Source organism: uncultured Comamonas sp., from assembly GCF_964277875.1.
In the GTDB taxonomy this organism is placed as follows: Bacteria; Pseudomonadota; Gammaproteobacteria; order Burkholderiales; family Burkholderiaceae_C; genus Comamonas; species Comamonas sediminis.
Map to the genome: position 1 here is coordinate 226,868 of NZ_CAXYJV010000001.1, position 9,602 is coordinate 236,469.

General features: G+C 63.0%; 9 protein-coding genes. All 9 read right to left on the minus strand.

Features of this window, described 5'->3' with window-relative positions:
* Positions 1 to 191: 191 nt before the first annotated feature.
* Positions 192 to 1,169, minus strand: coding sequence for a porin (locus ACHWUQ_RS01025; protein ID WP_394680076.1), 978 nt, complete (start codon positions 1,167 to 1,169; stop codon positions 192 to 194).
* A 363-nt stretch (positions 1,170 to 1,532) separates the two neighbouring features.
* On the minus strand, positions 1,533 to 2,510 hold the full coding sequence (locus tag ACHWUQ_RS01030; protein WP_239810641.1) for a porin: 978 nt from the start codon (positions 2,508 to 2,510) through the stop codon (positions 1,533 to 1,535).
* 300 nt (positions 2,511 to 2,810) lie between these two features.
* Positions 2,811 to 4,469, minus strand: a complete 1,659-nt coding sequence (locus tag ACHWUQ_RS01035; protein WP_239810640.1) for an MFS transporter — start codon at positions 4,467 to 4,469, stop codon at positions 2,811 to 2,813.
* A 256-nt stretch (positions 4,470 to 4,725) separates the two neighbouring features.
* Positions 4,726 to 5,373: a 2-hydroxychromene-2-carboxylate isomerase gene (locus tag ACHWUQ_RS01040; RefSeq protein ID WP_394680077.1), complete on the minus strand. Its 648-nt coding sequence runs from the start codon at positions 5,371 to 5,373 to the stop codon at positions 4,726 to 4,728.
* A 12-nt stretch (positions 5,374 to 5,385) separates the two neighbouring features.
* Positions 5,386 to 5,694, minus strand: a complete 309-nt coding sequence (locus tag ACHWUQ_RS01045) for a DUF1289 domain-containing protein (protein ID WP_239810638.1) — start codon at positions 5,692 to 5,694, stop codon at positions 5,386 to 5,388.
* Positions 5,691 to 6,191 (minus strand): YbaK/EbsC family protein, encoded by a 501-nt coding sequence (locus ACHWUQ_RS01050; RefSeq protein ID WP_239810637.1) that lies wholly within the window; start codon positions 6,189 to 6,191, stop codon positions 5,691 to 5,693. Before ACHWUQ_RS01050 ends, ACHWUQ_RS01045 begins: the two co-directional genes overlap by 4 nt.
* A 131-nt stretch (positions 6,192 to 6,322) precedes the next feature.
* Entirely contained in the window at positions 6,323 to 7,234 is a 912-nt protein-coding gene (locus ACHWUQ_RS01055; protein WP_239810636.1) for a hydroxymethylglutaryl-CoA lyase, read from the minus strand.
* Between the two features lie 41 nt (positions 7,235 to 7,275).
* On the minus strand, positions 7,276 to 8,199 hold the full coding sequence (locus ACHWUQ_RS01060; RefSeq protein ID WP_394680078.1) for a 2-hydroxyacid dehydrogenase: 924 nt from the start codon (positions 8,197 to 8,199) through the stop codon (positions 7,276 to 7,278).
* A gap of 62 nt (positions 8,200 to 8,261) precedes the next feature.
* On the minus strand, positions 8,262 to 9,602 hold a 1,341-nt coding region (locus ACHWUQ_RS01065; RefSeq protein ID WP_394680079.1), incomplete at its 5' end, for a biotin/lipoyl-containing protein.

Here is a 9,602-nt window from a genome sequence, read left to right on the forward strand (position 1 = left end):
CCATTCTAGGGAGTTCATTCATCGGCTGAATCAGCTCGCGGCAAAGCCCTGCAAACCACTGTTCAAATTTACAGATATTAGCAAGTCAACGATGTATCCGGACCACAGGCCCTGCCCCTACGAAAAAGCCCGCATCCTGTCGAATGCGGGCCTGGCAGCAGAAGGCGCGCGGGGCGCCTGAGGGCGCCCCCTCAGAAGTGGTGGCGTATGCCCAGCGCAAAGGTGCTGAAGTCGGCACCGTCGGTGCCGGTGGCATACCGGGCGTTGGCCTTGTTGTCCACCCTGGTGTAGCCGGCATACACCTTGGTGCGCAGGCTCAGGTGGTAGTTGTAGCCCAGGATCAGTTGGCGCGCGCTGCTGCTTCCCACCCCGCTCCAGTTGCCCGCCCAACCAAACCCGGCAATCAAATCCGATAAACCCAGGCTGTACAACGCAGTGACGCGGCCCGCATTGCGCTTGCCGCGCAGGTCTTCATCGGTGCGCTGGTAGTAGGCCCCTATTCGGAAGGCATCAAAGGTGTACTGGGCATGCAGGCCCAACGTGGTGCTGTCGTGGACCTTGGTGACGCCTGTGGCCAGCGACAGCGGCCCTTTGGCCCACTTCGCCGTGAGGTCGTAGCCGTTCTTGTTGCCGCTGTTTTCTCCGTTTTCATGGAATGCGCTCGCGCCCTCCACCGTCAGGCCGCCCCACAACACGGGCGTGCGATAGGCCACCTTGTTGGCATCCGGCATCGGGTAGTAGTAGAGCGCATCAGACAGCGAACCCAAGTCATGGTTGGGCTGGCCCATCACCCCTTGGGCAGCCATGGCAATATAGGATTCGGAAGGCATCGAGCCCAGGCGCAGGCTGCCAAAATGCCCCGACAGGTTCACTTCACTCTGGCGCCTGAAGTCGATGCCCGTGCCTCCACGGCCGGTCCCATCGTCCGAGTTGAAATCGGCCTCCAGCACGAAGCCTGCTCTCAGCCCGCCACCCAGGTCTTCGCTACCGCGAAAGCCGATGCTCGAGCGGTTGTTGAACAGCCCGGTGGTCGTTACATCTCCTGTTTTTTGCCGTTCCAGCGTGGTATTGATGCGGCCAAAAATCTCCACACTGCTTTGCGCCATTGCCCCAGACGAGCCGGCAGCGGCCAGGCCGGCCAAGGTCATACGGTTAATCAGTACACGCATGTTGTCTCCTCACGGAAAGTCTTTGAAATCGCCAGACAGGACCGCCGATTTCTACATGAGGACCGGTCTGGCTATTTATATTTAATACCCAAACATGGTTTTTAATAGTTATTTTCTATTTTAAAAAGTGCAGTTTGGTTAATGCAGGCAAGACCGTTTGGATAAACGTGGGAGGTAGGCAGAATCAGGCTAAACCCATTGATGCCGAAAAATAAAAAACCCGCGTTCTTGCGAATGCGGGTCAGTGCGCAACAGCGCGCGACAGGTAACACCTTCATCGAGAAGCCATTACCGCGATAAAAAAACCCGCGCTCTTTCGAACGCGGGTCGTGAAGCGGAAGGCGCGCTGGGCGCCCGGCTTGCTTAGAAGTTGTGGCGGATACCTGCAGCGAAGGTGCTGAAGTCGGCGCCGGAGATGCCGGTGGCGTAGCTGGCATTGGCCTTGTTGTCGACCTTGGTGTAACCAGCGTACAGCTTGGAGCGCTTGCTCAGGTTGTAGTTGTAGCCCAGGATCAGCTGGCGGGCGCCGCTGTTGCTGACGTCGTCCCACTTGCCAGCCCAGCCGAAGCCAGCGACAAATTCGGACGCGCCCACGGTGTACATACCGGTCACGCGGGCCGCGTTGCGCTTGCCGCGCAGCTCTTCGTCAGAGCGTTGGTAGTAAGCACCCAGTTGGAAGGCATTGATGGTGTAGTGCGCGCGCAGGCCCAGTTGCTTGTCGCCACCGACCTTGCTGAAACCTGCACCCAGCGCCAGAGGGCCGCTTTCCCAGTTGGCCGCCAGGTCGTAACCATGCTTGTCGTTGGTGCCAGCGGCCTTTTCGTGGAACGATGCAGCGCCTTCGATGGTCAGGCCGCCCAGGAACACGGGGGTGCGGTAGGCGATCTTGTTGGAGTCACGCATCACGTAGGTGTACAGCGCATCCGACAGCGAACCGGTGTCGTGGTTGGGCTGGTCCAGCACGCCGTAGTCGGCCACCGCATAGTAGGACTCGGAGGTGAAGGTGCCCAGACGCAGCATACCGAAGTTGCCAGCCAGGTTCACTTCGCTCTGGCGGCGGAAGGTCAGACCACCTGCGGAGCCGGTGCCCGAGCCGTCGTCCGAGTTGAAACCCGATTCCAGCACGAAGCCCGCCTTCAGGCCGCCACCCAGGTCTTCCGTGCCACGGAAGCCGATACGCGATGCGTTGTTGAACAGGCCGGTGGTGGAGACATCGCCCACCTTCTGGCGCTCCACCGAGGTATTCACACGGCCATAAACCTGCACGCTGCTTTGAGCCAGTGCAGCGGTAGAGCCAGCAACGGCCAAGGTGGCAATCATCAAACGATTCAGTGAGCGCATAGTGTCCTCGGGGATGTAGTCATTAAAAATGGTTGGACGGTGCTGATAGCGTTTGCACAGAGCAGTATTCGGCCCGTCACATATTGTTAATTCTAGGCGGCAGACCCCATTTATCGTGCTTTCCATCGCGCAGATTTTGAGAGAGTGACGCATCGCTACCACACTTTGATGACACACCCTGGTATTAACCATGAGAGCCGGAAAGGGGCAAAAAAACAGCACCCGGAGGTGCTGTGGGGAGGTGAAGGCCTCGGGTATCACGCAGTGCAGATAACCGGGGCCTGCTCGCAGTTGCGCAGGTCAATCGTCGGCGTAAATATCGACATCCTTGGTTTCGCGAACGAACAAGGTACCGATCACGAAGGTGATGCCGGCGATGATGATCGGGTACCACAGACCGTTGTACATGTTGCCGGTCTGGGCCACGATCGCGAAGGCCGTCGTGGGCAGCAAACCACCGAACCAGCCATTGCCGATGTGATAGGGCAGCGACATCGAGGTGTAGCGGATGCGGGTCGGGAACATTTCCACCAGCATCGCGGCAATCGGCCCGTACACCATGGTCACCAGCAGCACCAGGTAGGTCAGCAGTACCACCGTCAAGAGCTTGTTCATCTTGGAGGGATCGGCCTTGGTGGGGTAGCCATCCTTGGCCAGCGTTTCCGCCACAGCCTTCTTGAACGCGCCATCCTTGGCCTTCAGATCGTCGCCGCTCAGGCCCACCGCTGCATAGCTGGGGATGGTGTCGTTGCCGATCTTGATGACCGCCGTTGTGCCCGCTGGTGCCGCCTCGGTTTCATAGCTCACCGAATTGGCCGCCAGCAGTTGCTTGGCCACGTCGCAGGAGCTGGTGAACTTGGACGTCCCCGTCGGGTTGAACTGGAACGAGCACTCGGCCGGGTTGGCCACCACCACCACCTTGTTCCTCGCTTGCGCTGCTGCCAGATCGGGGTTGGCCGCTTCGGTCAGCATCTTGAACACGGGGAAGTAGGTCAGCACGGCCAGCAGGCAGCCCGCCATGATGATGGGCTTGCGGCCGATCTTGTCGGACAGCGAGCCAAAGATCACGAAGAAAGGCGTTGCAATCAGCAGGGCCACGGCGATCATCAGGTTGGCGGTCACGGCGTCGACCTTGAGCTGCTGGGTCAGGAAGAACAGCGAATAAAACTGGCCGGTGTACCAGACCACGGCCTGACCAGCGGTCAAACCCACCAGTGCCAGGATCACGATCTTCAGGTTCTTCCACTGGCCAAACGATTCCTTCAGCGGCGCCTTGGAGGTCTTGCCTTCGGCCTTCATGCGCTGGAACGCAGGCGATTCGGACAGGGTCATGCGGATCCACACCGACACGCCCAGCAGAATGATCGACACCAGGAACGGAATGCGCCAGCCCCAGTCATTGAACGCAGGCTCGCCCATCGCAGTGCGCGTGCCCAGAATCACCAGCAGCGACAGGAACAGACCCAGGGTAGCCGTGGTCTGGATCCACGAGGTGTAGGCACCGCGCTTGCCGTTGGGGGCATGCTCGGCCACATACGTCGCAGCACCACCGTATTCACCACCCAGCGCCAGACCCTGCAGCATGCGCAACACGATCAGGATGATGGGCGCTGCCACGCCAATGCTGGCGTAGTTGGGCAGGATGCCGACGATGAAGGTGGAGGCGCCCATCAGCAAGATGGTGACCAGGAAGGTGTACTTGCGCCCGATCATGTCGCCCAGGCGGCCGAACACCAGCGCGCCGAAGGGGCGCACGATGAAGCCGGCAGCGAAGGCCAGCAACGCAAAGATGAAGGCGGAGGTGGGGTCCAGTCCGGAGAAGAACTGCTTGGCGATGATGGCCGCCAGCGAGCCGTAGAGATAGAAGTCGTACCACTCAAAAACGGTGCCGAGTGACGAGGCAAAGATGACCTTGCGCTCCTCCTTGGTCATCGGCCGTGCTGCTGCACTGGTTGCCATGCTGTTGTCTCCTTGTAGTGTTGCCGCACTTTTGTTTGGCGGACACTGCATTCTTCAAGCAAGCGCTGACCCAAGTCTGACGGTTTTCCAACACTAGCTTGCAAGCTGCTGACAATTCGCTGACAAAATCCAGCGCAACCCGCAGAAAAGGTTTTGCTATGTGGAAAATCGCTGCACTGCAGCAGCAACCAAGGGAAAGTCCCAGGGCTGGCAAATCCACTGGAAAAGGTGTTTGCAGCGACTCAGAAGCCGGACATCAGCGTTTGGCCAATCCGGAAGGACGGTCGGCCGACGCATCCCACTGGCCATCTGCAAACCAGGCATCGCCGTTCAGGTAGGCACTCAGCATCGGCAAGCCATCGAAACCCCAGAACAGCTTGCCATCCAGCACCATGCTGGGCACGCCAAACACGCCGGCGGCCACTGCGGCGTCGGTATTGCTGCGCAAGGCCTGCTTGGCCTCCTGCTCGGCCGCATCGCCAGCGCGCAGTTGCTCGGCAAGCGTCTGCTCCAGCGCCTGCAGGCGCTGCGCATCCAGCGCGTCGGCCCCTCCCAGCCAGACATGGCGGAAGATGGCGTCGGCCGTGAAGCGGTTGATACAGCCGCCCTGCGCTGTGCGCAGCGCCAGGCGCAGCAACGGCAACGGGTTGAAAGGATGCTGGGCGGGCATCTGCAGACCGCAGCCCTGCCGGTGGCCCAGCCAGCTGGCGTGGCGGTAGGTCCATTCGCGCTTGCCGGCGATGCCGGCCAGCCCGGGATTGGCATGCTGCTGCAGCAACGCACCCAGCAGCACAGGCCGGTAGCGCACATGCACGCTATGGCCTTGCAAGGCCTGGGGCAGCGCATCAAAGGCCAGCCAGGCATAGGGAGAGACAAAGTCCAGGTAGAAATCGATGGTTTTCATACTGGACCCCGGTCACACCGCCGGCACCAAGGGCCGGCCATTGCTGCCCAGGCCCGCACGGCCCAGTGCCTGCAGCCAGATCTGCTGGCGCTCGGCGGTATCGGCCTTGGACCAGGCGCGGATCTCGTCAATCGAGCGGTAGCAGCCGATGCAGTGGCTGCGGTCCGCGTTCATCTTGCACAGCGACACACAGGGCGATGGCACCACATCGGCGTAACCGGCCGCAAAGGCACCGGTCACCCGGACCTGCTTGGTGCGCGCTGCCAGCGGCGCGGGCGAGGCCACGGGCAACGCCACCGGCTTGTCCGCTTGCTCTGTCATGCCGCCTCCTTGACCACATCGGCCACCGGCGCGCCGGTCAGCGCTTGCAGATCGGCTGGCGCCAGCGCAAACACGCCATTCGGGTGGCCTGCTGCAGCCCAAATCTGTTCAAAGCGGAACAGCTCGCGGTCAATCAGGGTAACGGGCTTGCTCAGATGGCCGACCGGCGAGACACCGCCAATCGCAAAGCCGGTGCGGGCTTTGACAAAGTCCGCATCCGCACGGCCCACCGGGCCGACCAGCGCGGCCACCTTGGCCTCGTCCACGCGGCAATCGCCCGAGGTAATGACCAGCACGCAGGCGTCATCGCTCTTGCGGCGAAAAATAATGCTCTTCGCAATCTGGCCCAATGCAATGCCCAGCGCATCGGCGGCCTCCTGGGCTGTGCGCGCTGAGACCTCCAGCATCTGCGGCCCATGCGGATGGCCCTGGTCCTGCAGCACCCTGGCTACCCGCTGCACCCCTTCGGGCAGGCTCAGCAATTCCGCTCCACACATGGTTTGACTCCTGGTTAAGCCATGATTGTGCCGGCTTGCGCCCCCGGCTGCAGCGCCCCGGGCATTCGTGCCCCAGACATTCGCGTCCCGGACATTCGCGTCCCGGACATTCGCGCCCCCGCCTCGGCCCTTCAGCCCGCGCGCTTGTTCATCAGTGCCACGGCCACGCGCGAGTTGGGCTTGCGCTGCAGGAAGTCACTGATGTAGATGCCTGCATCGACCAGCTTGTCCAGATCGATGCCGGTCTCGATGCCCATGCCCTGCAGCATGTAGACCAGGTCCTCGGTGGCGACATTGCCGGTTGCGCCCTTGGCATAGGGGCAGCCGCCCAGGCCGGCGATGGAAGACTGGAAGTTCCAGATGCCCAGCTCCAGCGAGGCCAAGGTGTTGGGCAGCGCCTGGCCATAGGTGTCGTGGAAATGCCCGCTGACATGGTCAACATCGAAATACTGCAACGTGGCCTCCAGCGCCTTTTGCACCTTGATCGGCGTGCCCACGCCAATGGTGTCGGCCACATCCACGCGCTCCACGCCAATGCCCTTCATCAGCTCGGCCAGGTAGGCCACGCGCGAAGGCGCAATCTCCCCTTCATAGGGGCAGCCGACGGTGCAGCTCATCGCACCACGCACGGCAATGCCGGCAGCCTTGGCCGCGTCCACCACGGGGGCAAAGCGCTCGATGCTCTCGGCGATCGAGCAGTTGATGTTGCGCTGGCTGAAGGCCTCGCTGGCCGCGCCAAAGACCACAATCTCATCGGGCTGGGAGGCCACGGCCGCTTCATAGCCCTTCAGGTTCGGGGTCAGCACCGAATAGCGCACACCGGCCTTGCGCGCCAGCCCCGCCATCACCTCGGCGTTATCGCCCATCTGAGGCACCCACTTGGGACTGACAAAGCTGGTCACCTCGATCTCGGTCAGGCCTGCCTCCTGCAGCCGGTGGGTCAGCTCGATCTTCACGGCGGCCGGCACTGGCGATTTCTCGTTCTGCAGGCCGTCACGGGGGCCGACATCAATCAATTGGACACGTTGGGGGTAGCGGGCCATGGGGCGTCTCCTGGAGTATTTCTCAAAAACGGGGGGCGGAATCAGTATCCGCGATCGGCATAGACCATGCCGCCAGGCTTCTCTCCGGTGGCAAAGGCCTGGAGCTTGTGCAGGATCTGCTGCAAGGTCTCTTCGGGCAAGGTGCGGGCGGAGCTGTGGGGGGTGATGCGGATCCGCGGATGCTGCCAGAACGGGTGCCCGGCGGGCAGCGGCTCGCTGCGGAACACATCCAGTGTGGCGCCAGCGACCTGGCCGCTGTCCAGCGCCGCCAGCAGGTCGGTATCGACCAGGTGCGCGCCGCGCGCCACATTGATCACATAGGCGCCAGGCTGCAGCTGCGCCAGCAGGCTGGCGTCGATGATGTTCTCGGTCTGCGGGGTCAGCGGCAGCAGGTTGACGAGGATGCGTGTGGCACGCAGAAAGGCCGGCAGTTGGGCACTGCCTGCATAGCAGTCCACACCGGCGATCTGCTTGGGCGAGCGGCTCCAGCCGCGCACCGGAAAATCAAACTGCGCCACCGCCCGGGACACGCGCTCGCCCAGCACACCCAGGCCCATCACGCCGACGGGAAAATCGCTGCGCAAGCGCAAGGGCTGCTGTGCCCAGACGCCGTCGCTTTGCTGGGCGCGGTACGGCGCCAGGTCGCGGAAATGGTCGATGACCGCATGGCAGACATACTCGGCCATCTGCACGGCCATGCCGGCATCTTCGAGCCGGAGCACCGGCACGCCAGGCGGCAGCCGGCGCGCAAACAGCGCATCGACGCCGGCACCCATGTTGAAAATGGCCTTGAGGCCCGCGCCTTGCTCGTCCAACAGCTGCTGCGGCGGCTTCCAGACCAGCGCGTAGTCGGCCTGGGCCATGCCCGGTGTCCAGCCGCTGGCGTCCGCCTGGGGCAGGTGCAGCCGAATCGCGTCCAGCCAGGGCTGGAGCGCATCGCTGTCGGTGTAGACGAGAATTTTCATGGCCGGCATTTCAGCACAGAAAGCAGCGCAGCGCCGTCACAGACAGCGCAGAGGCGCATACGTCAGGACGCAGCAACCTGCAGCTTGAGCAGCTCGGCGCCTTCGGTCACCTGGTCGCCGGGTGCAAACAGCAGCTCCAGCACCTCGCCATCGGCTGGGGCGGCAATCGTGTGCTCCATCTTCATGGCCTCCATCACCGCCAGCGGCTGGCCCTTGCTGACCTTGTCGCCCGCCTTGACCGCAAACGACACCACCTTGCCCGGCATCGGCGCCGTCAGGCGCCCGCCTTCGCTGCCGGCATCACCGGCATGCGCCAGCGCATCGATGGCGGTGATCTCGGCCGCACCACGCGGCGCAAACACATGCACCACCTCGCCCTGCTGCCAGGTCTGCACCTGGTCGCGCTGGCCGTTGAACTGCAGCTCCACCAGCTCGCCGTTGGGGCTGAACTGCAGCGGGCCGGTGGCATCGCCCACCGTCAGCACCAGGCCACCGGCCTCGTAGCGCAGCGCCGCCTGCAGCTTGTCGCCGCCAAACTCAAAGTCAAAACGGCGTTCGGTCACGCCATGCGATTGCCAGCCGTCGCGGCGGCTGAAGGGGTCGTTGCTCTCGGTAGCGCGCTCCTGCAGCAGCTCGGCCACCACGGCAGCGGCCGCAGCGGTATCCAGGCCCAGGCCGCGCTGCTTGAAGAGCAGCGCCTCTTCGCGCTGGATCAGTGCCGTATCGAGCTTGGCCTGGCCAAACGAGGGCGTGGCCAGGATATGGCGCAGAAACTGCACATTGGTCTGCAGGCCGACGATGCGCACGGCCGCCAGCGCCGCATCCAGCCGTGCCAGCGCCTGGGCGCGGTCTGCGCCATGGACGATGAGCTTGGCGATCATGCTGTCGTAGAACGGGCTGATGGCATCGCCTTCGCGCACGCCATCGTCAATGCGCACATCGCTGATCGCAAAACTGCTGCAGTCGGGCTTGCGGTAGACATGCAAGGTGCCGGTGGCGGGCAGGAAGTTGTTGTCCGGGTTCTCGGCGCAGATACGCGCCTCGATCGCGTGGCCGCTGATCTTCAGCTCGGCCTGCTGCTTGGGCAACGGCTGGCCGTTGGCCACCAGCAGCTGCCACTGCACCAGGTCCTCGCCGGTGATGGCCTCGGTCACCGGGTGCTCGACCTGCAGGCGCGTGTTCATTTCCATAAAGTAGAACTTCATCGCCTCGGGCTGGTCGTAGCCGCCGGGCTGCTCGACGATGAATTCCACCGTGCCCGCACCCATATAGCCCACGGCCTTGGCCGCTGCCACCGCCGCCTCGCCCATTTGCTGGCGCAGCGCAGCCGTCATGCCGGGTGCCGGAGCCTCTTCCAGCACCTTCTGGTGGCGGCGCTGCACCGAGCAGTCGCGCTCGAACAG